This is a genomic window from Paraburkholderia sp. BL9I2N2 (assembly GCF_004339745.1).
GTDB lineage: Bacteria > Pseudomonadota > Gammaproteobacteria > Burkholderiales > Burkholderiaceae > Paraburkholderia.
The window spans coordinates 4276579-4301180 of record NZ_SMGP01000001.1 but is presented as its reverse complement, the minus strand read 5'-3'; the positions used below and the strand labels follow the sequence as shown (position 1 = coordinate 4301180).

Sequence of the window (24602 nt, the reverse complement as noted above, 5' to 3'; positions counted from 1 at the left end):
ATTCAAGCAGACCGACATCCATGAACGCTCCGAGTACAAGTCACGCGCCAGACGGCAACGGCACAACTAACACGACACCCGACAGTCTCGTGCACGTGCCGCACGATCCGGCGCCCATGCTCTACTTCCGGCCCGAGACGGGAGAATTCATTCTCGTGCCGGCGGAGGACGTCAGCGGTCTGCAAAGCGAATGCAATCTGCTGCATGACCGCGTCGACAAATTTCACAAGGCGAATGAGAAGCTCGACGTGGTGCTGAAGGCCTATGCCGAGGACGTACAGAACCATATGTCCGATCCGCGCGCCGGTGAGGCGCACAAGGCCGCCGTCGACGATGCCCTCAAGGAACGCGAGACCGCGCACAAGGCGTTAAAAAAGGAACTGGAGCCGCTCAGCAAGCTGGATAGCAAAGACCTCACCATGGTCGAGTTGATCCCGATTCATATCGACGGCGATGGAAAAAAATCCGTCAAGTTCGCCAAGTACAAACTCCACTATGTACGCTCGAACAAGATCAAGGCGGGCTGGCATAAATTCGGGCCCGCTGCTTTCGAAGACATGAAGGGCCGCAAGGAAGAAAAAGAAACCGGTGCGAAAAGCTTCATCAAGAAAAATGCGAACGGCAAGTACAAGATCGACGTCGATAAGCTGAAAGAAGGCGTGCTCATTAATCGCGAGAGCAAGATCAAGTCGCAGTTGTACGAAAAGACCAAAGTGTCCTCGGAGATCGTCGAGAAGCATGTGACGGGGACGCTTTTCGCTTGGGCGGAAGAGTGGAACAAGGATCTCAGTTACAGCGCTGGCGCGGAAGAACCGGCGGAACGTGGCGAGGGCGAGAAGAAAGAGACGGAGAAACCCAAGCAGACCGCATTCGGCAACAACGTCAGCATCGAGGCCAAAGCGCAGTTGATGCGATATCTGGCTGGCGCGGGATTGGACACGGAGTGGCAACCGCAAAAGGGCCGCGTGGCCATCAAGGCGTCGGCGCAGGCCGAATTCGCTATCGCCGAAGGTAAGGTTTCCGGCGCGTTCTACTATCCGGACATCGCCGGCTGGATGTGGAGTCTGGACGGCGATGACGGCAAGACTTATCCGCTTGGTGCGGTTCGATTCAAGTGTGAACTCGGCTTGTCGGGGATGGTGGGCGCAAGTATGGTCGCGCAGTTGGGCGTCGTCGTCGACTATCGCGACGAAAAGCGCAAGGACCTGGGTCTGTACGGCGCAGCGGTCGACAACCCCACTACGAAGCAACGCGAAATCAAGGTAGGTGGCAAGCCAGTCGATCCAAGCGCGAATGCCGACCTCGACGTATTCGCCGGTGCGCGCGCGGATCTGTCGCTCGAAGGCGCGCTCGAGTGGATGGAGCCGGCGAAGCAAGGACCGAGTGGCAAGTACAAACCATTCGCCAAGGTCGGCGACACCATCACCGCAATGGCGGGCGCCGGGCTTACCTGCATGCTCGACGTGAGCTACGCGGCGGGCCGTTTCAGAATCAAGGCGAAGGCCGGACTATGCCTGGGCGTTGGAGCGAAAGGCGACATCGAGGTGTCGGTCGACGCGCTGCGCATTGCTGAATTCGTCAAATGGTTCTTCTACCAGCTTTATCACGCGAACTTCCAAAAGTTGAAGTTCGTCGAAACGACCGCCTTTAACGCCTTCTCACATATTCAGGTGATGGTCATTCAAGGCATTCAGGATCTGGCCTCGACCGTCGGTCAGGAAGTCGATGAAATAAACAGGCTTTTCACGGACCTCATCGAGGAATACGAGAAAGAGGCCGCCCGCGTGCAATTGATGAACCGCGTGCTCAGCAATCCATGGATGCTCCAGTATGCGACCCCCGAAGCGAAGGGCATCATGATCTATCAGTTGACTCGCCATTGGTACGCGACGGATGGCATCGACATGGCTAATCACAAGTACGGTCGGTGGTACGGGAATCGCAAGGATGCTGTGAAGCAGATCCTCAAGTGGTCGCACACCAAACACGATCTGAACAACGTCGTCCAGCACATCCATCCGCAGGGGCGCACCGGCGACGTTACTGTGCGGCGACAACAGCTGAAGGAATTTCTCGAGATGTCGCTGACGAGCGCTCCTGCGGGAGACGGGAAAGAAATTGACGATTACTACGACAGCCTGCAAGCGATGCTGAAAGTCGACCCCACGCCTGGCTATGCCGTCGCGCAGGTCGACTCGACCGATTACCAGTTCCAGGCTGCCGTGGGCAGACACCCGTTTTACGACAACATGCCGGACGTGCGGGTGGTCTGACGGCGCGCCGCGAAATTCACAGAGGGCTGGTCTTTTGCACCGCGCAGCGGAAGGTCAGCGTGACAGCCGTGGGTCCTAACGTGCGCCCGTCCTTGGTTTTGATGACGTAACCGGCAGGCGGCGCCTTGTAGCGATAAACCGTCATGGCGGTTTCGGAGTTGTCGCCTTCCGCGCCACGAATCACTTTCATGGTCCCGTTCGCCGGTCCCGTGGGATTCTTCGCCGGTGAGTGTTCATAGTAGTCCGGGGCGAACCAGTCGTTGACCCAGTCTCGACCGTCGACACCGATGTCGTAAAGACCCAAGGCGTTCGGCGGATATTTGCCGACGGGATAAACATATTGTGAAACGGCGGTATCAGGCGTGTACTTCTGCTCGACCGTATCGGCGGATGGCAGGTTGTGATCCGCTTCGTACTTGCCGTTGTTCGTTCCGAAAATGACCGGCTTGCCACCCGAACGGGCGGCATATTCCCATTGCGCTTCAGTAGGCAGATCGACCGGCGCGCCGCTTTGCTTGCCAAGCCACTCGCAATAGTCTTTGGCCATCTGCCACGGAACGCCGGCCGGGTGGTCGGCGGCCCTGTATTGCCGATCCGCTTTGTCTTGCGGCCACGATGATTTGCCCGTCGCAGCGGTATAGATATCGAGGTCTGCGTACGTGACCTTGTACTTGCTGATCGAAAAACTATCCAGCGTCACCGAATGAGCAGGTTTGTTTTCCTGCTGCGACGTAAATGGAAGTTTTTCCGGTGTCACTTGCGGACCGAAATCTCCCATCGTGAAGGTCCCGCCCTTCACGAAAATCATATCCGCGAGCGATTTTTTGACGAGTGCTGTGACTTCAGGAGATTGGCCAGTCTGGCTGCATGCCGGGAAAGAAAATGCGAATACCGTCAGCGGGACAACTGTAAGCTTAACGAACTTTGGCAATGGCAAATGCATGCGTTCAATCTCCGGGCGGATGGCTAATGGATTATAAGTTCGATCCGGAGCTTTCGACATTTTCAATTGCAACAAGTCGGGTCGAGTTTCGATACAAGATGCATCGATCAACCAAGGATTCGGATGCGCCCGTTCGAAGCAAGTCCGCAGATAGTAGTGCAATGAAAACAGTGTGACTTGCCGAGTGGATTTCAACTGAGAGGCGTGCTTGACCAGCCGTCCCGCGTGGCGACAATAAGCGAGCCGCCCGGAGCTTGTCAACGCATTGGCAGTACGAAGCGACTTTTCGCCATAGACGGATGGCGACAATCTGACGGTCGCGTCGTCGAACGGACGGGCGCAGCGCAGTTCACGCCGGACCAACGCGGTGCGGTTGCGCGACGCCACGCCCCTCGAGTTATCCACAGCCCCCTCTGGACAACTTTTGTACAAGCCGTCTAACACGTTGTGGGTGGAACCTTGATAAAAACGCGACGTCGCCAGGTCGCACAAAAGTTTTCCCTGGCTCCGTGTTCCTGTCCGCGCACCCTCCGCAGGGTTATCGATTCCGCAGTGCGTTGATCCGTAAACGAAGTTTCAAGTTATCCACAGAAAGATACGAGGCTTGTTAACTATTACTACGTATACATATACAAAGACTATAAAAACCAGAGAAGCATCCGCGCAGCACGCTGCACAAGCGAGCACCGGGCAGGCAAACCCTCAAACCAGCGGTAAACAGATCTCCGTGATGAGATCGGCTGGCGCCGTATCCTTCGGGCTATTCAGATACTCCTCGAACACCGGCGCGTCGGCCGCTTCTCGCACGGACTGCACGAGCCACGTCCCGTACAACCACTCATATGCGGCACGCATATCGCTATACGGTCCTTGATGTCGCAACACCGCATACTCACCGCCCTTCACATGCGCCACGGAAACCGGCGGACTCACCGTCACGGACGCCTGAACCGGATGCGGCAACAACACCCCAGCCTTCGACCGCAACTCACTCTCCGCAACAACGCCAGGGTCGTCGTAGTAAATGCCGATCATGCGCATCTCAGCCGCGAGTAAATTGTGTTTTGCGAGCCAGCCGAACAGCGCGTCGAACGCCTTGCCGATCTGCATATACGGTCCAACGTGATCCACCGACAAAACCGCCATCGGCTCCACGTGACGAATCACCACTTCACGCATCGTCATTTGATCGTCTCCTGATAGCGCCGGCCGAAACCGGCTATGGGTGCCTTGCTTGCGATACTGCGCAGGCGGCATGCCGAACGCCGCGCGAAAAGTGCGGGAAAAAGATTGCAGACTGCTGTAGCCGGAGCGCTCGGCAATTTCCGCAATCGGCATGGAATCGTTCGCCAGATAGCCGGCCGCGCGATGCAGCCGTAAACGCCGCACGGTGGTGGCCACCGTCTCGCCATACATCGCCTGATAAATCCGGTGCCAGTGGTACGGCGACAGACAGGCAATTTCCGCCAGACGACCGATGTCGAGCGGCTCGTCGAGATGATCGTAAATATGGTCGAGCACGCGGCCGAGCCGGGTTTCATAGCGAGCTCGATTACCTGATTCGGTCATGGCTGCTGAACACGAAATGAGCACAAAAATTGTCGAACGGATGCGAACGAAAGTACCACGTCCCCATTTACCAAATCCTGCGAACTTCACCGTTGACGCGACGCGCAATTAAGCACCCACTGACACTACGCCGCCAGAACTTTGCCGAATTTCGATAACACTTCGAATAATGGCTCACTACTATCGGCTGAAGCCTGTCCGCCCAATGCACCGCAAAGCCTTGCGGCGTCGAGCCGGCGGCACCATCAGGGAGCTCCCGATGAAATCAGAGTCCAAAAATCAGCACGTCGGCAAAGTCACGCATCACGAGTTGAAGCAGACGCTCGGCACGTGGCAACTGTGGGGCATCGCGGTCGGTCTCGTCATTTCCGGCGAGTATTTCGGCTGGAGTTATGGGTGGGCGAGCGCCGGCACGCTCGGCTTCGTCATCACGGCGATCTTCATTGCCGCGATGTATACGACGTTCATTTTCAGTTTCACGGAACTCACCACCTCGATTCCGCACGCGGGCGGCCCGTTCGCTTACGCCCGCCACGCGTTCGGCCCAACCGGCGGTTATCTGGCAGGCGCGGCGACGCTTGTCGAATTCGTGTTTGCACCGCCGGCCATTGCGCTCGCGATCGGCGCGTACCTGCACGTGCAGTTTCCGGGTCTCGAACCGAAACACGCGGCGATGGGCGCGTATCTCATCTTTATGGCGCTGAATATCGTCGGTGTGCAGATTGCCGCGGCGTTCGAGTTGTGCGTGACGCTGCTCGCGATCTTCGAACTGCTGGTTTTCATGGGCGTCGTGTCGCCGGGTTTTCAGTGGTCGAACTTCACCAAAGGCGGCTGGTCCGGCGCCGACACCTTCAGCATGGGCTCGTTTCACGGGATGTTCGCGGCAATTCCGTTCGCAATCTGGTTTTTCCTCGCGATCGAAGGCGTGGCCATGGCTGCCGAAGAAGCCAAAAACCCGAAACGTTCGATTCCGATTGCCTACGTCGCCGGCATTCTGACGCTGGTGGTGCTCGCCATCGGCGTGATGGTGTTTGCCGGCGCGGCGGGCGACTGGACCAAGCTGTCGAACATCAACGATCCGCTGCCGCAGGCGATGAAATTCATCGTCGGCGAACATAGCGGCTGGATGCATATGCTGGTGTGGCTGGGTCTCTTCGGACTCGTCGCGTCGTTTCACGGCATCATCCTCGGCTATTCGCGGCAAATCTTCGCGCTGGCTCGCGCCGGCTATCTGCCGGAGTGGCTCTCGAAGGTGCACCCGCGCTTCAAGACGCCGCATCGCGCGATCATTGCGGGCGGCGTGGTCGGCATTGCGGCGATCTATAGCGACGAGCTGATCCAGTTCGGCGGTCAGACGCTGACGGCGAACATCGTGACGATGTCCGTATTTGGGGCTATCGTGATGTATATCATCAGCATGTTGTCGCTGTTCAAGCTGCGCCGCACCGAGCCGAACATGGAGCGACCGTTCCGCGCGCCGCTGTTTCCGGTCTTTCCGGCGTTCGCGCTGGTGGCCGCGGTCATCTGTCTGGCGACGATGGTCTACTTCAATTTTCTGGTGGCGATCGTGTTCGCAATCTTTCTCGCGCTGGGCTACGTCTACTTCCTGATGACGCGCCATCAACGCGAAGCCGCGCCGGCGGACGCCTTGCTCGAGGAATGACGGATCGAGCCGCTGCGCGAGCAGCGGCGATGGAGTCGTAAAGATGAGCTACACCGAGACGATCGGCAGCCGCACGTATCGCTTTGCCGATCTGAAAACCCTGATGGCGAAGGCCAGCCCGCAACGCTCCGGCGACCAGCTCGCGGGCGTGGCGGCAGCGAGCGAGGAAGAACGCGTCGCGGCCAAGATGGCGCTCGCGCAAGTGCCGCTGCGCACCTTCCTCAACGAAGCGCTGATTCCCTATGAAAGCGACGAAGTCACGCGTCTCGTGATCGACGATCATTCGCCGCAGGCATTCGCTGAGATATCTCACCTCACAGTCGGTGACTTTCGCAACTGGCTGTTGAGCAGCACGACCGATGCCGACGCGCTCACGCGTATCACCGCGGGCCTCACGCCGGAGATGGTCGCCGCGGTGTCCAAACTGATGCGCAATCAGGATTTGATCGCGGCGGCGCGCAAACGTCCGGTGATCACGCGCTTTCGCAACACGGTCGGTTTACCGGGGCACATGTCGGTGCGTTTGCAACCGAATCATCCGACCGACGACGTCAAAGGCATCGCCGCCTCGATGCTCGACGGCCTGATGTACGGTTGCGGCGACGCGATGATCGGCATCAACCCGGCCAGCGACAATCTCGCCGCGATCACCAAGTTGTTGCTGATGATCGACGACTTCCGCCAACGCTATCAGGTGCCGACGCAATCGTGCGTGCTGACTCACGTCACCAATACGATTGCCGCAATTGAAAAAGGTGCGCCGGTCGATCTGGTGTTTCAGTCGATTGCGGGCACGGAGAAAGCGAACGCGGGCTTCGGCATTTCGCTCGCGCTGCTGCAGGAAGCGTATGAAGCGGGACTCTCGCTAAAGCGTGGTACGGTCGGCAATAACTTGATGTACTTCGAAACCGGCCAGGGCAGCGCGTTGTCGGCGGATGCGCATTTCGGCGTGGACCAGCAAACGTGCGAAGTGCGCGCCTACGCAGTTGCACGCAAGTTCAATCCGTTCCTGGTGAACACGGTGGTCGGCTTCATCGGGCCGGAGTATCTGTACGACGGTAAGCAGATCACACGCGCCGGTCTCGAAGATCACTTCTGCGGCAAACTGCTCGGTGTGCCGATGGGTTGCGACATCTGCTACACGAACCATGCCGAAGCCGATCAGGACGACATGGACAACCTGCTCACGCTGCTCGGCGTGGCAGGCATCAACTTCATCATGGGCATTCCCGGCGCCGACGACGTCATGCTCAATTATCAAAGCACGTCCTTCCATGACGCGCTTTACGTACGGGATGTACTCGGTTTGCGCCGCGCGCCGGAATTCGAAGAATGGCTGGAGTCGATGCAGATCACCGACGCCCGCGGCGCGTTGCTCAGCGCATCGACACAACAACCCTTGCTGGAAGGGGCGCGCGACTGGATGGGCATCGCATGAGCGACTTCCTCGAAAAGAATCCGTGGAACGCGCTGCGGCAGTTCACCAACGCGCGCATCGCGTTGGGCCGCGCGGGCAATAGCTTGCCGACCGCGCCGCTGCTCGCGTTCAACCTGTCGCACGCGCAGGCGCGCGACGCTGTGCATCATCCGCTGGACACGGACGTGTTGCACGAGCAATTGCGCGCGCAAAACTTCAAGACGCTCGACGTGCATAGCGCCGCGCCGGATCGCGAGCACTATTTGCGGCGTCCCGATCTTGGGCGGCGTTTATCGGAAGAGAGTCGCGTGGCGCTGGCAGCGGTGCCGAACGATTCGCCCGAAGTGGTCTTCGTGATCGGCGATGGTCTTTCGGCGTTCGCCGCATCGAAGCAATCGATCCCACTGCTGCAAGCCGTCCTTCCCCGTCTCGCGGATTGGAAGATCGGCCCGATCGTGGTCGCACGCCAGGCGCGCGTCGCGTTGGGTGACGAGATCGGCGAATTGCTGAATGCGAAACTGGTGGTGATGCTGATCGGTGAGCGGCCGGGTTTGAGTTCGCCCGATAGCCTGGGAATTTATCTTACGTACGCGCCGAAAGTGGGCTGTAGCGACGCGCAACGCAACTGTATTTCGAATGTGCGTCCCGAAGGACTCGACTATCCGTTAGCCGCGCACAAGCTGCACTATCTGCTGACGCATGCAAGGCGTTTGGGTCTGACCGGCGTCGGCCTGAAAGACGACAGCGATGCGCTGCTGGCAGGTACACCATCGGCACCCGCCGTCAGCGACGATTCAAACTCGAGCGGAACGTAAACGATCAGGCATCGACACGCTCGACCGGATGCGTTTCCAGCCACGCATTCTCTTCATCCTCGAAAAGACGGGAGCGCGTCAAGAACCGCAATCCGCTGGGCCGCTCCAAAGAAAACATTCCGCCATTTCCCGGCACAGCGTCGATGATCAACTGCGTGTGTTGCCAGTACTCGAACTGCGATTCGCTCATATAGAACGGCACGCCCGCAATCGTGCCGAGTTTGACATCGGACGAGCCGACCATGAACTCACCCTGAGGAAACATCATTGGTGCGCTGCCGTCGCAGCATCCACCGGATTGATGGAACAGCACCTCGCCATGCTCGGCGCGCAACTTGTCGATCAATTCGACAGCGGCAGGCGTTGCGATCACGCGGGCGACTTCTTTCTCATCGGCCATCACATGCCCTCGCAGAAAAAAGAGCGAGCCGCGCAATGCGGCCCGCTCGAACAGGAACGCGACGCTTAGAAGAAACCGAGCGGCTTGTCGCTATAGCTGACCAGCAGGTTCTTGGTCTGCTGATAGTGGTCGAGCATCATCTTGTGATTTTCACGGCCGATGCCCGACTGCTTGTAGCCGCCGAACGCCGCATGTGCCGGATAAGCGTGATAGCAGTTGGTCCACACGCGGCCTGCCTGAATCTGCCGGCCGAAGCGATAGGCGCGCGTGCCGTCGCGTGTCCACACGCCGGCGCCGAGACCGTAGAGCGTGTCGTTGGCGATTTCGAGCGCTTCTTCTTCGGTCTTGAACGTCGTGACGGATACCACCGGTCCGAAGATCTCTTCCTGGAAGATGCGCATCTTGTTGTGGCCGCGGAAGACGGTCGGCTTCACGTAATAGCCTTTGCTCAACTCACCGTCGAGCGCATTGCGTTCGCCGCCGATCAGACATTCGGCGCCTTCCTGCTTGCCGAGGTCGACATACGAGAGGATTTTTTCCAGCTGTTCCTGCGAGGCCTGCGCGCCGATCATCGTTTTGGTGTCGAGCGGATGCCCTTGCGTAATCGCCGCGACCCGTTTTAGCGCACGTTCCATGAAGCGGTCGTAGATCTTTTCATCGATCAATACACGCGACGGACACGTGCACACTTCGCCCTGATTCAGCGCAAACATCGTGAAGCCTTCGAGCGCCTTGTCGAAATAGCTGTCGTCGGCGTTCATCACGTCGTCGAAGAAAATGTTCGGGCTCTTGCCGCCGAGTTCGAGCGTGACAGGAATGATGTTCTGGCTCGCGTACTGCATGATCAGACGACCGGTCGTGGTCTCGCCGGTAAACGCGATCTTGGCGATGCGCTTGCTGGAAGCGAGCGGCTTGCCGGCTTCGAGGCCGAAACCGTTCACCACGTTCAGCACGCCTGCGGGCAGCAAGTCCTGAATCAGTTCGGCGAGCACGAGAATCGAAGCGGGCGTTTGCTCGGCCGGCTTGAGCACGACACAGTTGCCGGCGGCGAGTGCGGGCGCGAGCTTCCACACGGCCATCAGGATCGGGAAATTCCACGGAATGATCTGGCCGACCACGCCGAGCGGTTCATGAAAGTGATACGCAACGGTGTCGTGATCGATCTCGGAGATCGAGCCTTCCTGCGCGCGCACGGCGCCGGCAAAATAACGGAAGTGATCGATGGCGAGCGGAATGTCGGCGGCCATGGTTTCGCGCAACGGCTTGCCGTTGTCGATCGTCTCGGCCACGGCGAGACGTTGCAGGTTCGCTTCCATCCGGTCGGCAATGCGGTTCAGGATGTTCGCGCGATCGCCGACTGAGGTTTTTCCCCACGCTGCTTTCGCACGATGCGCGGCGTCGAGTGCGAGTTCGATGTCGGCTTCGCGCGAACGCGGAATCGACGTAAACGCTTCGCCGGTGATCGGCGACACGTTATCGAAGTACTCGCCGCCCGCAGGCTTCACCCATTCGCCGCCGATAAAATTCGCATACTGCTTCTTGTACGGGAATTCGGTGGTCAGAAATTGCATCTCTGCGTGATTCATCTGTGTGCTCCTCACATGTTTGAATGGGCTATATTCGGCTCGATATATCGCTTGGCCGCGTGAGGCTAGAGCCAGAAGTGTGCCAATGCACCGCGCTGGTGACCCTTGCACGCGTAGAAGGCACTCGCGCACGGCATGGGGCGTCGCGCTGTTCAACCGGCGTAAGCTGAGCGTTTCGTTTCTGAGCAGTGTGTGCAGCGCTGTTCACCAATTGAACAGAGGGTTTGATGTCTGCCGATGCAAAGGCGTGAGCAGGTGTCCAATCCGTTCGGCATGGGAATTGCCTTCTCCTTGCCTTCGATCCTCCTCGATATTCCGTTTGGGCAGATCCGGTATGACGATTGACACTCTCAGCGACACCCTGTCCAGTCCGACGCTCACGCCGCAGCCGAGCTTCCGCGTGCAGACCTGCGTCGCGCACGATGCCGACGAGCAGGCGCGCAATCTCCACGGCTGGAGCCAGACCTATGACCAGCTGACGGCGGGGAGTTTTGTCGGCGGCTTGACAGAGTTGTGCCTCGACCACATGCAGGTGTTCGTCGAAACGACCAGCCACACGTTGCGGCAAACCTGCGAAGTGCAGAAGGACGCGTACTGGTTCGGCATTCCGACGTGCCCGGCGGGTTCGGGGCGCATCGACGCGCAGGTGATTGCCGGCGATGCGCTCGCGTTTTCGTCCGGGCGGCATCGAATTTGAACTGCTGACGTCGGCGGGTTATGAGATTTTTGGCGTAGTGGTCAAAGGAGAAGTGCTGCGCCGTTACGCGGCGGAAGTGGAGCGCGTCGGTCTGGCCGATCACGTGCCGAACACGCAAGTCGTGCCGATCGGCATGGCTCGCAAGCAGCAGTTGTGTGCCACGCTGCGCCAATTGCTCGACGATGGCGCGGCGCGCGGCACGCCGCTGTCTTCGGTCGCGCGCAACAATCTGCAGGCGTCGGTGCTGGCTTTGCTCTTCGACGTCGGCGCGTTGCCTGCCTCGGAGCCGGTTGCGATGCCGGCGCGTCCGCGCCGTCAGTCGATCGTGTCGGAAGCGCGCGACTATGTGCTGGCCAATCGCGAGCGGGCGGTGAGCGTGCCGGAGTTGTGCGAGCAACTGCATGTGAGCCGGCGCACGCTGCAATACTGCTTTCAAGACGTGCTGGGCATGGCGCCCGCCACGTATCTGCGCGCAATTCGCCTGAATGGGGCGCGGCGCGATCTGTCGAACGCGTCGCGTGAATCACGATCGGTGCAGGATGTTGCGGCGGCGTGGGGCTTCTGGCATTTGAGCCAGTTCGCAACCGATTACCGGAAGCTGTTCGGCATGCGGCCTTCGGATACGTTGAAGGCGGCAATCGGCGCTCGCGTGGACATGGGCAGCGCGGTTAACGCCGCTGCGTTGGCACACTAGTCTGACCGGACTTTCTCAGCCACAGGCGCGGGTCATCGTCCCTGCTTCAAACCTGTGTTGCGGTTCCGCACTGTCGGCAGAACTTCGCGTCTCCCTTTGTCAAACCACAACACCTACCACGCCCTTACCTGCGCAACAATCGCAGCCCGTTCGCGACCACCAGCAGACTCGCGCCCACATCGGCGAACACGGCCATCCACATCGTGCCCAGACCGGTCACGGCCAGCACGAGGAAGACGCTCTTGATGCCGAGCGCGAGCGTGATGTTCTGCACCAGCACCGAATGCGTCGCCTTCGAAAGACGAATGAACGACGGAATCTTGCGCAGGTCGTCGTCCATCAACGCGACGTCCGCGGTTTCGATTGCCGTGTCGGTGCCCATCGCGCCCATCGCGAAGCCGATGTCGGCGCGCGCCAGCGCGGGCGCGTCGTTGATGCCGTCGCCGACCATGCCGACCGTCGCGCCGTCGTTCGACCACTGCGCGACCGCGTTCAGCTTGTCTTCCGGCAGCTGATTGCCACGCGCTTCGTCGATACCGACCTGCTGCGCAATTGCGGCGGCGGTGTGCGGGTTGTCGCCGGTGAGCATGGCCGTGCCCACGCCGAGCCGCTGCAATTCGGCGATGGCGGCGCGGCTCGTCTCCTTCACCGTATCGGCGACCGCGAAGAGGGCGAGCACGCGTTCGGCGTCCACCAGCATCACGACGCTCTTGCCCTGGCTTTCGAGCGCGTCCAGCCGCACCTCGAGCGGCGCGGAACAGCGCCCGAGTTCTTCGACCAGCCGGTGATTGCCGAGCCAGTACGGCGCGCCGTCGATCTCGCCGCGCACGCCGCGTCCCGTGAGCGCCTCGAAGGCGTCGACGGTGACGTTGGCCAGGCCGTCGGCCTTTGCCGCCGCCGCGAGTGCCATCGATACGGGATGATCGGAACGCCCCGCGAGGCTCGCCGCCAGCGTGCGGCAACGCACGGCGTCGATCTCGGCGAGTATTTCGAACTCGGTTTGCACGGGCTTGCCGTGAGTGATCGTGCCGGTTTTGTCGAGCGCGAGCCGGGTCAGTTTGCGGCCCTGCTCGAGATAAGCGCCGCCCTTGATCAGAATGCCTTTGCGGGCCGCCGCGGCAAGACCGCTGACGATGGTCACCGGCGTCGAGATGACGAGCGCGCACGGGCACGCGATCACCAGCATCACCAGCGCCTTGTAGACCCACGCCTGCCACGACCCGTCGAACAGCAGCGGAGGCACGACGGCCACGGCGAGCGCGACGGCGAACACGATCGGCGTATACACGCGCGCGAACTGATCGACGAAACGCTGCGTCGGCGCTTTGGTGCCCTGCGCTTCCTCGACTGCGTGGATGATGCGCGCGAGTGTCGTGTTGCTGGCCGCGGCGGTGACGCGATAGTCGAACGAGCCGGTCTGGTTGATCGTGCCGGCGAACACCGCGTCGCCGACCGCCTTGTCGACCGGCAGGCTTTCGCCGGTGATCGGCGCTTGGTCCACACTCGAGCGGCCCGTTACGATCTCGCCGTCGAGCGCGATCCGCTCGCCCGGTTTCACGCGAACCACGGCGCCGAGCGCGATCGCCTTGAGTTCCATTGACCGCCAGCTGCCGTCGGGTTGCTGCACGCTCGCCTGTTCGGGCGTGAGTTGCATCAAACCCTGGATCGCATTGCGGGCGCGGTCGAGCGATTTCGCCTCGATCAGTTCGGCGATGGTGAAGAGCACCATCACCATCGCGGCTTCCGGCCATTGGCGCAGGATTAGCGCGCCGGTCACGGCGATGCTCATCAGCGCGTTGATGTTCAGGTTGCCGTTGCGGATGGCGAGCCAGCCCTTCTTGTACGTCGTGAGGCCGCAGGAGAGGATGGCGAGGATCGCCAGACCCGCTGGCAGCCAGGCAGGCGCGCCGAGCCAGCCAGCGGCCTCTGAGCCTGCCGCCGCCACACCGGCGAGCGCCAGCGGCCACCACGGCTTGGGCGGCGCGTGCGGCGTGGGCGTGGGCGCGGCGTCCGGGCCGGCGTCCGCGAGTTCGGGCGTGAAGTCGAGCGAACGCAGCGCGGCGAGGATCGGGTCGAGCGCCTCCGGCGCGTGGACGATCGTCAAGACGCGCTGCATCAGGTTGAAGTCCATGCTGCGCACGTGCGGCATGCGGCTGAATTTCTTACGGATCAGCGCTTCTTCGGTCGGGCAATCCATCTGCATGATGCGGATGGGGGTGCGCACGTTGCTGCCGATGGCTTCGGAAGGCGCCAGCGGGATCGACGCAGCTACGGCTGCGGCTGTGCCTGTTCCGCAGCACGCCGAGCCTGCATCACCGTGGGCGTGCGCGTGGCTGTGGCCGTGGCCGTCATGAGCATGGTCGTGATCATGCGCATCGTGACTATGACCGCAGCTCGCGTCGTGGGCATGGGCATGCCCTTCGTGCCCGTCCGCATGGACTTTCACCCGTTCGAGGCGGTCGGCATCGGCGTGGTCGGTTTGAGGCATGGTGGCTTCCTGGTTCGATTTGTGGTCTAGTAAACACCCTGAAGCCACTACAAGGTCAAGGCCGCCATCCGGAGGGTCCATGAAAATCGGCGAATTGGCGAAAATCGCCCATTGCACGACCGAAACCATCCGTTTCTACGAAAAAGAGGGCTTGTTGCCCGAAGCGGAGCGCACCGAGGCCAATTATCGCAGTTACACGGCGAAGCACGTCGAACGGCTGCGTTTCATCCGTAATTGCCGCGCGCTCGACATGACCCACGACGAAATCCGTGCGCTGCTGCGTCTAACCGACGCACCGGCGGACGGCTGCGGCGGCATCAATGCCTTGATCGACGAGCACATTGCGCACGTCGACACGCGCATCGACGAACTGAAGCAGTTGAAAGCGCAATTGACCACCTTGCGCGAGCAATGCCACGGCGAACAGGCCGTGGAAGACTGCGGCATCGTGCAGGGTCTCACCGACATGGATGTGAGCGCGCCGCGTGCGCGGCATACGCATCTGGGTTGACGTGCTCTAGCCGTCGCCAGTTTGGCAGCAACCGTCCCATTCACGGCCGGGCCGTTCGTGCGGCTCGCCGGATAAGCAATCGAATCCAGTTGGAGAATCAACGTGTTTACCTGTAGAAACCAGTCCTGCCAGGCGCAGTGGGAGCAATCGGACGTCGTCATCAAGAACGAAGGACAGGGCCTCCTGTTCCGTTGTCCGATGTGCGGCGCGCGCAATTACGTCGAGCGTTTTGACGGCGACGATGGCTCGGTGCTGTACGAGCAGATGGAAGGCCGTCCTGACACCGGCCCCATAGCCGAATAAGTCTCTTGCCCTTTGCCGCCTTAGCCGCTTTATCCGATTGCGAGCCATCACCCTTATGAACAGTCCCACTACCGCCGGCGCGCCGTTCAGCCAGCTAGCGCTGCCGCCCGCGACGCTCGCCAACCTGACGCAGCTCGGCTACGTCGAGATGACGCCGATTCAGGCCGCGAGCCTGCCGATCGCGCTCGCCGGCCACGATCTGATCGCCCAGGCGAAAACCGGCAGCGGCAAGACCGCGGCGTTTTCGCTCGCGCTGCTGGCGCGCCTCGACGTGCGCAACTTCGCCGTGCAGGCGATGGTGCTCTGCCCCACGCGCGAACTGGCCGACCAGGTCACGCAGGAAATCCGCCGTCTCGCGCGCGCCGAAGAAAACATCAAGGTGCTGACGCTGTGCGGCGGCACGCCGATGCGTCCGCAAACTGCGAGTCTCGAACACGGTGCGCACATCGTGGTCGGCACGCCGGGCCGCATCATGGATCACCTCGAGCGCGGCAGCCTGCCGCTGCAGTCGCTCAATACGCTGGTGCTCGACGAAGCGGACCGCATGCTCGATATGGGTTTCTTCGACGATATCGCGACCGTCGTGAAGCAATGCCCGAAAGAACGTCAGACGCTGCTGTTTTCGGCGACGTATCCCGAAGGCATCGTCAAACTGAGCCAGCAGTTCCTGCGCAATCCGAAGGAAGTGAAGCTCGCCGAGCGGCACGACAACACCAAGATTCGTCAGCGCTTCTATGAAGTGACCGAAGACGGACGGCTGCATGCCGTCGGTCTGCTGCTGAATCACTATCGTCCGGTGAGTACGCTGGCGTTCTGCAACACCAAGCAGCAATGCCGCGATCTGCTCGACGTGCTGCGCGCACAGGGTTTCCATGCGCTCGCGCTGCATGGCGAACTCGACCAGCGTGAACGCGATCAGGTGCTGATCCAATTCGCCAACCGCAGCTGCTCGGTGCTGGTGGCCACCGACGTCGCCGCGCGCGGTCTCGACATCGCGCAACTCGAAGCCGTGATCAACGTCGACGTGACGCCGGATCCGGAAGTGCACGTCCACCGGATCGGCCGCACGGGCCGCGCCGATCAGGACGGCTGGGCGCTGAGTCTGGCAAGCATGAACGAGATGGGCCGTGTCGGCAGTCTCGAACAGGCGCAAAAGCGCGAGGTCGAATGGCACAAGCTGTCCGAACTCACGGCGGCGAGCAATGAGCGACTGTTGCCGCCCATGGAAACGCTGCAGATTCTCGGCGGCCGCAAGGAAAAGATCCGTCCCGGTGACGTGCTCGGCGCGCTGACCGGCGAGGCGGGTTTCGCCGGCTCGCAGATCGGCAAGATCAACGTGACGGAAATGTCCACTTATGTGGCGGTGGAGCGCAGTGTCGCGCGTGAAGCGTTGCGCAAGCTCAGCGCCGGCAAGGTGAAGGGCAAGAAGGTCAAAGTTCGCCTGATGGACGAGGCCTGATAGACGGCGAGGCCGGTCGCGAGCGCCCGCTCGAGTCCGGCCGCATCACATTACGTCATACCTCACAGTTTTCCGCGTTCCTTACGCAGCCTCGTTTCTTCCCCGAAAGTGCCGATCTGACCGGCTTTGCCCGTGGCGGCGCGCCTTCGCGTGAGCCATGACGTAAATGCATGCCGCGCATGACAAAGTTTCGATTGTGACGGTTCTTTGGCTGATGCCTAATCACCAAACCGGAAGGGACCGCCGCGCAGCTGGCCGTTCCATGAATTCGCTACCGGATGGAGAAAGGGAGAAAGCCTTATGCAGAGCGCCACGCAAGCCCGCTCGAAGTTGCCTGACGTAGGCACGACGATTTTTACCGTGATCGGCCAGCTGGCCGCTCAGCACGATGCGCTGAATCTGTCGCAAGGCGCGCCGAATTTCGCGCCGGACGCCAAACTGATCGATGGCGTCGCTCAAGCCATGCGCGCCGGTCATAACCAGTACGCGCCGATGGCCGGCATCGCCGCCTTGCGCGAAGCGCTCGCCGACAAGGTCGCCACGCTGTACGGCGTGCGCTACGACCCGGCCAGCGAAGTCACCGTGATCGCCAGCGCGAGCGAAGGGCTGTATTCGACGATCAGCGCACTGGTGCATCCCGGCGATGAAGTGATCTACTTCGAGCCCTCATTCGACAGCTACGGTCCGATCGTGCGGCTGCAAGGCGCCACGCCGGTTGCGATCAAGCTGTCCTTGAGCGACTTCCGCGTGAACTGGGACGAGGTCGCTGCCGCGATCACGCCGAAGACCCGCATGATCATCATCAACACCCCGCACAATCCGACTGCGACCGTTTTCAGCGAAGCCGACGTCGAGCGCCTGAAGGCCATTACGCGCAACACCGATATCGTGATTCTCGCCGATGAGGTGTACGAGCACGTGGTGTTCGACGGCGCAAAGCATCAAAGCATGGCGTGTCATTCCGAACTCGCGGAACGCAGCGTGATCGTCTCGTCGTTCGGCAAGTCGTATCACGTAACCGGCTGGCGCGTCGGCTATTGCCTCGCGCCCGCGGCGTTGATGGACGAGATTCGCAAAGTCCATCAGTTCATGGTGTTTTCCGCCGATACGCCGATGCAATACGCGTTTGTCGACGCATTGGCCAATCGCGAGAGCTATCTCGGCTTGTCCGCGTTCTATCAGAAGAAGCGCGATCTGCTCACCGAGGCACTGCGCGATTCGCGCTTCGAGTTGTTGCCGAGCGAAGGCAGCTTCTTCATGCTCGCGCGTTTTCGTGGTTTCTCCGAGGAAAGCGACAGCGATTTCGTGCTGCGGCTGATTCGCGACGCACGTGTCGCGACCATTCCGCTGTCGGCGTTTTATACCGACGGTACGGACTCCGGCTTGATCCGCCTGAGCTTCTCGAAGGACGATGCGACCTTGATCGAAGGCGCGCGGCGTCTCTGCGAGATCTGATCGGATAGGCAGCGGCAACACGCGACGGCTGCATTTTTGAACGCAGTATGATCGTCGCGCGGGCACGCATCAGCGCGCCGCGGGACGGCGTGACAACAAATTCGAAGGGACAGGGATCTGCTATGAAATTGCTCAAGCCTCTTTTGGCGCTGGCCTGTGTGTTCGCATCGTTCGCGGCGTCGTCGGGTGCAAGCGCTGCCGATACGTTGCGTTTCGGCCTCGAAGCGCAATATCCGCCATTCGAATCGAAAGGCCCGAACGGTGAGTTGCAGGGTCTGGATATCGATGTCGGCAACGCGGTTTGCGTCGCCGCGAAGATGACGTGCAAATGGGTCGAGACCTCGTTCGACGGGCTGATTCCCGCGCTGCAAGGCCGCAAGTTCGACGCGATCAATTCGGCGATGAACGCGACCGAACAACGCCGTCAGGCGATCGATTTCACCACCGTCGTGTATCGCGTGCCGACGCAGTTGATCGCCAAACGCGACAGCGGTCTGCTGCCGACGCCGGCCTCGCTGAAGGGCAAGCGCGTGGGTGTATTGCAGGCGTCGATTCAGGAAACCTTCGCGAAGACGCATTGGGAATCGGCGGGCGTGAGCGTCGTGCCGTATCAGGACCAGAACCAGGTTTATACAGATCTCGTGGCGGGCCGTCTCGACGCGACGCTCGTGCTGGCGCCGGCCGGCCAGACAGGTTTTCTATCGAAGCCGAGCGGCAGTGGTTACGCCTTCGTGGGTGAACCGGTGCGCGACGACAAGATTCTCGGCAGCGGCATTGCATACGGGATTCGCAAGGGCGATACGGCGCTGCGTGACCGCCTGAATGCGGCGATCGCGAAGGTGCAGGCCGATGGCACGGTGAAGACGCTGGCCACGAAATATCTTGGCAACATCGACGTGACGGCGAAGTAATTTGTCGCGCGTGTCCGCACGCGCCGCGATATCCAGGTTGCTCGTAAGTCCGCTTGTTGATGGTGCGTTTGACAGCTACGATACGTAGGCCTTGCTGCGGCGAGGTCGACGCAACCATCGGAGAACGCGCGGATGAACGAGATCACGGAGGCGGCACTTCGAGCGAAAAGCGCTTCCGCGCCGCAGTTCTGGCGCGATGATACGTTGCCGTTTATCGAGGTGCGCTCCATTGAAGACGGTCGCGACGTCTGCTACGCCAAACACTCGCACGAAACGTTTTCGATCGGCGCCGTCACGGGTGGACGTAGCGAGTATCTGAACCGCCACGCGCGTGAATGGATCGGCGCAGGCGCAGTCGTCATGATGAACCCCGACGACGTGCATGCGTGCAATCCCGTTGCTGACGAGCGCTGGTCATATCGCATGATGCATGTCGACGTGGCATGGCTCACGGGCCTGCAACACGAGTTGGGTTTCGGCGAGAACCACGCGTTTCGCGCGTTCTCGCAGACCATGTCCACGGACGCGGAATTGTTCGACGGATTAAACCGGCTGCATGCGATTCTCGTCGACGATGACACCGACACATTGCGCAAGCAAAGCGCGGCCATCACCTTTTTCTCCGAAGTACAAAACAAGCTGAATCCGGCGGTCTTGCCGGATCACGACGCGAGCCGCCAGCTCACGCGCGCAGCCGAATTCATCGCTGAAAACTGCACGCGGTCGCTGAAGCTGGAGGATATTTGCGAGGCGGCTGATCTGTCCGCGTCGCATCTGATTCGCGCTTTCAAGCAACGCTACGGCATGACGCCGCACGCTTACCTGATCAACCGGCGTATTCAGTACAGCCGCGCGCAACTCAGGCGCGGGCGCGTGATCGCGGATGTTGCGCTCGACGCCGGTTTTGCCGACCAGGCGCATTTGCAGAGGATCTTCAAGCGGCTGGTCGCGGCGACGCCGGGGCAGTATCGCAGTTGAATCCGTGGGCTGCGCGGCGTCCTCACGCTACAAGCAGATAAAGCGCACTCGCCGCGAGCAATGCTGCCATCACACGATTGAAAAACCTCACGCGCCGCGCTTGCTGCAAGTATTTGCGCAGGAACGTGCCGGCATACGCCCAACTGGCGATCGACACGTAACAGATCGCGAAGTACACGACGGTGAATTGCCAGACGAGCCTGCCGTCGCCGTCGGCTGCATAGGCGCCCATGCCGGCCAGCGACGCGAGCCAGGCTTTCGGATTGAGCCATTGCATCGCCGCGCCATAAGCGAACGACGGTCCACGAGCCGGTTTGTCGGCGCCGAGTTGGCCGTCGTCGACGGCGAGTTTGTAGGCCATATAGAGCAGGAAGCCCACGCCCGCCCATTTGACGACGATGATCAGGTTGGGGAAGTGGGCGAGCAGTTCATGCAGTCCCAGGCCGATCAGCAGAAGCAGGACGGTGAAACCGACGGTCGCGCCGGTGACATGTCGCATGCTCGCGACAAGCCCGTGCTGGGCGCCGGCGCTGAGCGCGACGATGTTCACCGGGCCCGGAGAAATCGAGCTGGCCAGCGCAAAGGCGGCCATGGAGAGTAAAGCGGTCATCGGATGCCTCGATACGGATGCGCGCAGGATTTGCGACGGTCAACGGTATCGGGCGAAGGGGCGTGGTGTATTGAAGGAAATTGCTATGGCGGGCCCGTATCGTTGCGATTCCGGGCCTCGTCGCCTTAGCGATGGGTGATGCGGCACCACTGATAAGGGAAGACGCCTTGGCCGACATAGGCTCTGTAAGTGGTGCAGGAGCCGGCGTCGATGGCGAAACCATGCCGCTCTAACGCGGGTCGCGCCTGTTCGATCAATTGGGCATTCTCGCCGGCCACATCGCGCACATCATCCTGCCGGATGTCGAGCCGGCACACGCGCTTGTCGGTAGCGTTGGGCGTCCATCGCAGGCTCGCGTGAAGGTGCAGGCGATCAAGCGCAGCTTGCATCGCGTTGCAGCCCTTCACGCCTTCCGTTAGGCCGAGAGCGTCTGCGATCTGATCCATCTTCGCTACGTTGTCGACGCGCCAGTTGTAGCGGCCTTCGATGATCGCGTATGTAGGACCACCGCGAGAACGCACGATGTCCGCTATGTGCTGATCGAACTGAGGAGAGAACGGAAAGCTGCCGTCGATCTGCGTGAACGCGACCGACGCGGGAAAGAACTGCACGATCCAACCCCAAGGCGGATTCCCGCCGACGATAACCGCCGTCGTGTTCTGCGGACTGTCGAGCGCGGGCACGTCGGCACGGTAGCCCGCCCTTGCCCAGTGCTCGTGCCCCCATGTCTCGACACCGCCGGCCACGACAGCCAACGTCGTGACACTAAGCAACCATGCGGCCACCCGCCGCGCGGTCAGATACGGCAAGAGCCGATTGAGCAGCAGATACGCGACGAGCGGAGTCAGCGTTTCGATCGGAACGACGTAGCGGTAGATGCTGAAAACGATCATCCACAGGAAGTAGCCCAACGCCACGAAGGTGATGACGTAGACCGCTCGCAGATTCAATCGGCGCGATGGGACCCGTCTGCGCACCAGTTCCGCGAACCGGGTAGCGGCAAGCATCCAGAACAGCACGTACACGATCGGCCAGATGATCTGATGCAGGCGCGCTTGTCCGACGCGCTTCGAATCGAGCGCAAATATGAACGGCCAAAGAACGTATTCGAGCGCGCTTTTCGGCAGCCACGATTGGTCTGCGACGCCGCTTGGCGGAGTGAGCGGATTGGGGAAGATCGAGCTGAACTGCGGAAAGAACGGGTTGCCGAACGTGTGCCACATCACGGCCATCCAGTAACCGCTCGCAGCAAGCAAGCCGGCGAGCGCGCCAACACCGAACAGGAACGCGGCGCGCACGCGTGCGAACGGACTTTCCGGTAACAGCAGCAGCCCTGCGCACAGGGCGAGAGCAAACGGCGCATTGGTCAGCTTGAGTCCCATGCCCAGGCCGACGATGAGCCCCGCGCCGACCAGAGCCGCGGCGGCCGCAGCCGACCACGTCGTCAACCTGTCCCACAGATGCAGGATGAGCAACAGTGAGGCGAGCACGAATAGCGTGGTCGTGTCGTCGCCCATGGAATTGCCCAAACCGGAGAGAAAGTTCGCCGTCAGGATGCCCGCCGCGGCAAGCAGCAAAGGCGTGCGGTTCGCATCTTCGGGCGCGAGCTCCGGCAGCGTTCGCCGGATGATCGACAGCAGCAGCACGAAATTGAGGCCGTGCAGCGCGCCCATGATGAAGCCCGCCAGCAGCGCGGGAAAAGCCCGATTCAACGCGTAGTAGAAGACATCGAGCATCGGATTGAAGTAGGTCTGCATACCGGCCGCCGCGAAGTCGGTATGCAGCTTGTCATACAGGAACGCGAAGCCGTTGTACTGGTGGTAGTTGAAGCCGTCCCAATTGCGGTCCTGGCCGAGAAAAAGCGACCACAAGCCGAATAGGATCGGCACCCACACGCGCGCGGCGGCTGTCAGGCGAGGGTCGTTGAGATCCCATGACAAAGCCCGCCGCCAGAGTGAGCGGGAGCGGGCAGGACGGTCGGTTGTGTTCATGTTTTTATCGTTGCTTGAGAAGCCAAAGCTTTGCGCCGATCGAGTTGATGGCGATGCCAGCCGACACGATATCGGAAGCCGGCTGCGCAAGGGGCGGCCTAAACAGTGCTGCTTGGCGCCCAGAACGCAAAAAGCCCGGTCACAAGGACCGGGCTTTTTGCTTTGAATCTTTGGTGGGGCGTGAGTGACTCGAACACTCGACCTACGGATTAAGAGTCCGCTGCTCTACCAACTGAGCTAACGCCCCCAACAGAAGCGAAATTATGCAGTAACTTTTTTGGCTTGCCAAGTCCCCTTAGCAGATTTCTTAAAAATATTTGCATCCGCGGCCCCGAGGCATTCCCCGACGGACGCGTTGTCGTGAAAAAGGCGCTGCCTGCATCGTCCCGGTATCATGTCGCGGACACCTTGCCGCACGAAGCCTCGCGCGGCTTTCGACCGGGGATTGCCATGGATGACAAAGAGATTATCGAGTTGCTCGACCGCATCCTCGCGCCATGGGTCCGTGCGCTCACGCTGACGCCGGTCAAGGTCGATGACGAGGGCGCCACGCTGCGTCTGCCGTTCTCGGGCGGGCTGCGTCATGCGGGTGGCGTGATCTGCGGCCAGGTCTTCATGGCCGCGGCGGACACGGCCATGATCGTCGCCATTTCAGCCGCGCTCGGCGGTTTCAAACCGATGACCACCGTCTCGCTCAACATCAATTTCATGCGCGCGGTGCGCAAGGGCGACGTGCTGATCACCGCCCGCGTGTTGCGCATGGGCCGCAATCTGGTGTTCGGCGAAGTCGAATTATTCGACGAATCCGGCAACATGGCCGTCCACGCCACCACCACCTACGCACTGCTCGACTAAAACCGGCCAGAGAGCCGCATTAGAGGGAAAACCAGGATGTTCGATCAGGTCGTATTCGCCGGCGGTGGCAATCGCTGCTGGTGGCAGGCGGGTTTCTGGAACGTGATCCAGCCGGAATTGCGCATCCGGCCGCGCGTCATCACCGGCATTTCGGCCGGCGCCGCCACCGCGTGCATGCTCTACACGCGCGATTCCGACTGGGTCATGCGCTATTACGAAGACGCGCTGCGCCACAACACCCGCAACGCCTACTGGGGCAATTTGCTGCGCGGCGAGTCGGTGTTTCCGCATTACCGCATCTACCGTCAGGCGCTGCTCGACATCTACGGCGAGAAGTTTTCGACGCTCGCCGACGCGCCGGAAATCCGCATCGGCGTATCGCATCTGCCGCGCTGGCTCGGCGCGCGTAGCGCGGTTGCCGCTGGCTTGATCGCGTACAACATCGAAAAATACGTGCGCAAGACGCTGCATCCGACGCTCGGTCAGACGCTCGGCTTTCACCCGGAATTCGTGCGCGCGCAGGATTGCGCGAGCGTTGAGGATCTGGCGGATCTGATCCTGCAATCGTCGAGTACGCCGCCTTTCACGCCGGTTCTGCGGCGCAACGGCCGGCCGGTGCTGGATGGCGGAATGGTCGATAACGTGCCGGTCGGCGCGCTCGATGCCGAGGCGCCGGGCAACGTGCTGGTGATGGTCACGCGCCTCTATCCGCGGCCGCAGATGTTCGTCGTGCCGCACGGTGTACAGCAACGGCTTTATGTGCAGCCGTCGCGCAAAGTGCCGATTTCGAGTTGGGATTACACGAGCCCTTCGCAGATGGTGCACGCGTACAACCTCGGCCGCGTCGACGGTGAGACTTTCCTGGAACGCATGCCCGATCTGCTGGAAGCCGGTGCGCACGAAGCCGCGCGATGAGTTGAGTGGCGGCGGCGCGGATCCAAACGGCGACAACTGCGCCGCACGAATCCGCTCGGCGCTCCGCGC

19 protein-coding genes, 1 tRNA gene and 1 pseudogene are annotated in these 24602 nt (G+C 61.1%); 13 read left to right on the top strand and 8 right to left on the bottom strand.

The features are described from left to right. Positions 1 to 20: 20 nt before the first annotated feature. On the top strand, positions 21 to 2273 hold the full coding sequence (locus tag B0G74_RS19655; RefSeq protein ID WP_132376446.1) for a hypothetical protein: 2253 nt from the start codon (positions 21 to 23) through the stop codon (positions 2271 to 2273). 16 nt (positions 2274 to 2289) lie between these two features. On the opposite strand, the gene B0G74_RS19650 is transcribed toward B0G74_RS19655, so the two are convergent. Both B0G74_RS19650 and B0G74_RS19645 read right to left on the bottom strand, forming a co-directional pair. Beyond that, positions 2290 to 3603: an SUMF1/EgtB/PvdO family nonheme iron enzyme gene (locus B0G74_RS19650; RefSeq protein WP_132376445.1), complete on the bottom strand. Its 1314-nt coding sequence runs from the start codon at positions 3601 to 3603 to the stop codon at positions 2290 to 2292. Between the two features lie 315 nt (positions 3604 to 3918). Further along, positions 3919 to 4785 (bottom strand): AraC family transcriptional regulator, encoded by an 867-nt coding sequence (locus B0G74_RS19645; RefSeq protein ID WP_132376444.1) that lies wholly within the window; start codon positions 4783 to 4785, stop codon positions 3919 to 3921. A 259-nt stretch (positions 4786 to 5044) separates the two neighbouring features. On the opposite strand from B0G74_RS19645, the gene eat reads away from it, so the two are divergent. Genes eat through eutC form a run of 3 tightly spaced genes read left to right on the top strand, consistent with a single transcriptional unit; the run spans position 5045 to position 8680 of the window. Continuing rightward, positions 5045 to 6448, top strand: coding sequence for an ethanolamine permease (eat, locus tag B0G74_RS19640; RefSeq protein WP_132376443.1), 1404 nt, complete (start codon positions 5045 to 5047; stop codon positions 6446 to 6448). A 43-nt stretch (positions 6449 to 6491) separates the two neighbouring features. Next, positions 6492 to 7886: an ethanolamine ammonia-lyase subunit EutB gene (locus B0G74_RS19635; RefSeq protein WP_132376442.1), complete on the top strand. Its 1395-nt coding sequence runs from the start codon at positions 6492 to 6494 to the stop codon at positions 7884 to 7886. Continuing rightward, positions 7883 to 8680, top strand: coding sequence for an ethanolamine ammonia-lyase subunit EutC (eutC, locus tag B0G74_RS19630; protein WP_132376441.1), 798 nt, complete (start codon positions 7883 to 7885; stop codon positions 8678 to 8680). The genes B0G74_RS19635 and eutC overlap by 4 nt, the downstream gene beginning before the upstream one ends. A 4-nt stretch (positions 8681 to 8684) precedes the next feature. Here eutC and B0G74_RS19625 read toward each other — a convergent pair whose 3' ends face one another. Together B0G74_RS19625 and adh are read right to left on the bottom strand one after the other, a co-directional pair. After that, positions 8685 to 9080 (bottom strand): DUF779 domain-containing protein, encoded by a 396-nt coding sequence (locus tag B0G74_RS19625; RefSeq protein WP_132376440.1) that lies wholly within the window; start codon positions 9078 to 9080, stop codon positions 8685 to 8687. Positions 9081 to 9145: 65 nt separating this feature from the next. Then, positions 9146 to 10666: an aldehyde dehydrogenase gene (gene adh / locus B0G74_RS19620; protein ID WP_132376439.1), complete on the bottom strand. Its 1521-nt coding sequence runs from the start codon at positions 10664 to 10666 to the stop codon at positions 9146 to 9148. Between the two features lie 334 nt (positions 10667 to 11000). On the opposite strand from adh, the pseudogene B0G74_RS19615 reads away from it, so the two are divergent. Continuing rightward, positions 11001 to 12057: pseudogene (locus tag B0G74_RS19615) on the top strand (helix-turn-helix domain-containing protein). 124 nt (positions 12058 to 12181) lie between these two features. Here B0G74_RS19615 and B0G74_RS19610 read toward each other — a convergent pair. Further along, positions 12182 to 14545 (bottom strand): heavy metal translocating P-type ATPase, encoded by a 2364-nt coding sequence (locus B0G74_RS19610; RefSeq protein ID WP_243658231.1) that lies wholly within the window; start codon positions 14543 to 14545, stop codon positions 12182 to 12184. 79 nt (positions 14546 to 14624) lie between these two features. Here B0G74_RS19610 and cadR point away from each other — a divergent pair, with 79 nt between their 5' ends. From cadR to B0G74_RS19580, 6 genes are all read left to right on the top strand, one after another. Then, positions 14625 to 15056 (top strand): Cd(II)/Pb(II)-responsive transcriptional regulator, encoded by a 432-nt coding sequence (gene cadR, locus B0G74_RS19605; RefSeq protein WP_132376438.1) that lies wholly within the window; start codon positions 14625 to 14627, stop codon positions 15054 to 15056. A gap of 102 nt (positions 15057 to 15158) precedes the next feature. After that, positions 15159 to 15359: a hypothetical protein gene (locus B0G74_RS19600; protein WP_132376437.1), complete on the top strand. Its 201-nt coding sequence runs from the start codon at positions 15159 to 15161 to the stop codon at positions 15357 to 15359. Between the two features lie 55 nt (positions 15360 to 15414). Continuing rightward, complete coding sequence (gene dbpA, locus B0G74_RS19595) at positions 15415 to 16818, top strand: ATP-dependent RNA helicase DbpA (protein ID WP_132376436.1); 1404 nt, start codon at positions 15415 to 15417, stop codon at positions 16816 to 16818. A 300-nt stretch (positions 16819 to 17118) separates the two neighbouring features. Beyond that, positions 17119 to 18273, top strand: a complete 1155-nt coding sequence (locus tag B0G74_RS19590) for a pyridoxal phosphate-dependent aminotransferase (protein ID WP_132376435.1) — start codon at positions 17119 to 17121, stop codon at positions 18271 to 18273. Positions 18274 to 18395: 122 nt separating this feature from the next. Beyond that, a complete protein-coding gene (locus B0G74_RS19585; RefSeq protein WP_132376434.1) occupies positions 18396 to 19184 on the top strand; it encodes an ABC transporter substrate-binding protein in 789 nt (262 codons plus the stop codon). 132 nt (positions 19185 to 19316) lie between these two features. Continuing rightward, the gene (locus B0G74_RS19580; RefSeq protein ID WP_132376433.1) at positions 19317 to 20162 is read left to right on the top strand and encodes an AraC family transcriptional regulator; all 846 of its coding nucleotides are present in this window, start codon (positions 19317 to 19319) and stop codon (positions 20160 to 20162) included. 22 nt (positions 20163 to 20184) lie between these two features. Here the strand turns inward: B0G74_RS19580 and B0G74_RS19575 are convergent, their stop codons facing one another. From B0G74_RS19575 to B0G74_RS19565, 3 genes are all read right to left on the bottom strand, one after another. Then, on the bottom strand, positions 20185 to 20772 hold the full coding sequence (locus B0G74_RS19575) for a LysE family translocator (protein WP_132376432.1): 588 nt from the start codon (positions 20770 to 20772) through the stop codon (positions 20185 to 20187). A gap of 125 nt (positions 20773 to 20897) precedes the next feature. Then, the gene (locus tag B0G74_RS19570; protein ID WP_132376431.1) at positions 20898 to 22763 is read right to left on the bottom strand and encodes a glycosyltransferase 87 family protein; all 1866 of its coding nucleotides are present in this window, start codon (positions 22761 to 22763) and stop codon (positions 20898 to 20900) included. Between the two features lie 171 nt (positions 22764 to 22934). Then, positions 22935 to 23010 (bottom strand) — tRNA-Lys (locus B0G74_RS19565). A gap of 203 nt (positions 23011 to 23213) precedes the next feature. Here B0G74_RS19565 and B0G74_RS19560 point away from each other — a divergent pair. Together B0G74_RS19560 and B0G74_RS19555 are read left to right on the top strand one after the other, a co-directional pair. After that, positions 23214 to 23618 carry a PaaI family thioesterase gene (locus B0G74_RS19560; RefSeq protein ID WP_132376430.1) on the top strand — a complete coding sequence of 135 codons (405 nt, stop codon included), beginning with the start codon at positions 23214 to 23216 and terminating at the stop codon, positions 23616 to 23618. Positions 23619 to 23654: 36 nt separating this feature from the next. Further along, the gene (locus B0G74_RS19555) at positions 23655 to 24533 is read left to right on the top strand and encodes a patatin-like phospholipase family protein (protein ID WP_132376429.1); all 879 of its coding nucleotides are present in this window, start codon (positions 23655 to 23657) and stop codon (positions 24531 to 24533) included. Positions 24534 to 24602: the final 69 nt, after the last annotated feature.

Excerpts from the sequence above, each read along its gene's own strand:
- B0G74_RS19655 (WP_132376446.1), top strand. The coding sequence starts at position 21 with ATGAACGCTCCGAGTACAAGTCACGCGCCAGACGGCAACGGCACAACT.
- B0G74_RS19645 (WP_132376444.1), bottom strand. The coding sequence starts at position 4,785 with ATGACCGAATCAGGTAATCGAGCTCGCTATGAAACCCGGCTCGGCCGC.
- eat (WP_132376443.1), top strand. The coding sequence starts at position 5,045 with ATGAAATCAGAGTCCAAAAATCAGCACGTCGGCAAAGTCACGCATCAC.
- B0G74_RS19635 (WP_132376442.1), top strand. The coding sequence starts at position 6,492 with ATGAGCTACACCGAGACGATCGGCAGCCGCACGTATCGCTTTGCCGAT.
- eutC (WP_132376441.1), top strand. The coding sequence starts at position 7,883 with ATGAGCGACTTCCTCGAAAAGAATCCGTGGAACGCGCTGCGGCAGTTC.
- B0G74_RS19625 (WP_132376440.1), bottom strand. The coding sequence starts at position 9,080 with ATGGCCGATGAGAAAGAAGTCGCCCGCGTGATCGCAACGCCTGCCGCT.
- adh (WP_132376439.1), bottom strand. The coding sequence starts at position 10,666 with ATGAATCACGCAGAGATGCAATTTCTGACCACCGAATTCCCGTACAAG.
- B0G74_RS19610 (WP_243658231.1), bottom strand. The coding sequence starts at position 14,545 with ATGCCTCAAACCGACCACGCCGATGCCGACCGCCTCGAACGGGTGAAA.
- cadR (WP_132376438.1), top strand. The coding sequence starts at position 14,625 with ATGAAAATCGGCGAATTGGCGAAAATCGCCCATTGCACGACCGAAACC.
- dbpA (WP_132376436.1), top strand. The coding sequence starts at position 15,415 with ATGAACAGTCCCACTACCGCCGGCGCGCCGTTCAGCCAGCTAGCGCTG.
- B0G74_RS19590 (WP_132376435.1), top strand. The coding sequence starts at position 17,119 with ATGCAGAGCGCCACGCAAGCCCGCTCGAAGTTGCCTGACGTAGGCACG.
- B0G74_RS19585 (WP_132376434.1), top strand. The coding sequence starts at position 18,396 with ATGAAATTGCTCAAGCCTCTTTTGGCGCTGGCCTGTGTGTTCGCATCG.
- B0G74_RS19580 (WP_132376433.1), top strand. The coding sequence starts at position 19,317 with ATGAACGAGATCACGGAGGCGGCACTTCGAGCGAAAAGCGCTTCCGCG.
- B0G74_RS19575 (WP_132376432.1), bottom strand. The coding sequence starts at position 20,772 with ATGACCGCTTTACTCTCCATGGCCGCCTTTGCGCTGGCCAGCTCGATT.
- B0G74_RS19570 (WP_132376431.1), bottom strand. The coding sequence starts at position 22,763 with ATGAACACAACCGACCGTCCTGCCCGCTCCCGCTCACTCTGGCGGCGG.
- B0G74_RS19560 (WP_132376430.1), top strand. The coding sequence starts at position 23,214 with ATGGATGACAAAGAGATTATCGAGTTGCTCGACCGCATCCTCGCGCCA.
- B0G74_RS19555 (WP_132376429.1), top strand. The coding sequence starts at position 23,655 with ATGTTCGATCAGGTCGTATTCGCCGGCGGTGGCAATCGCTGCTGGTGG.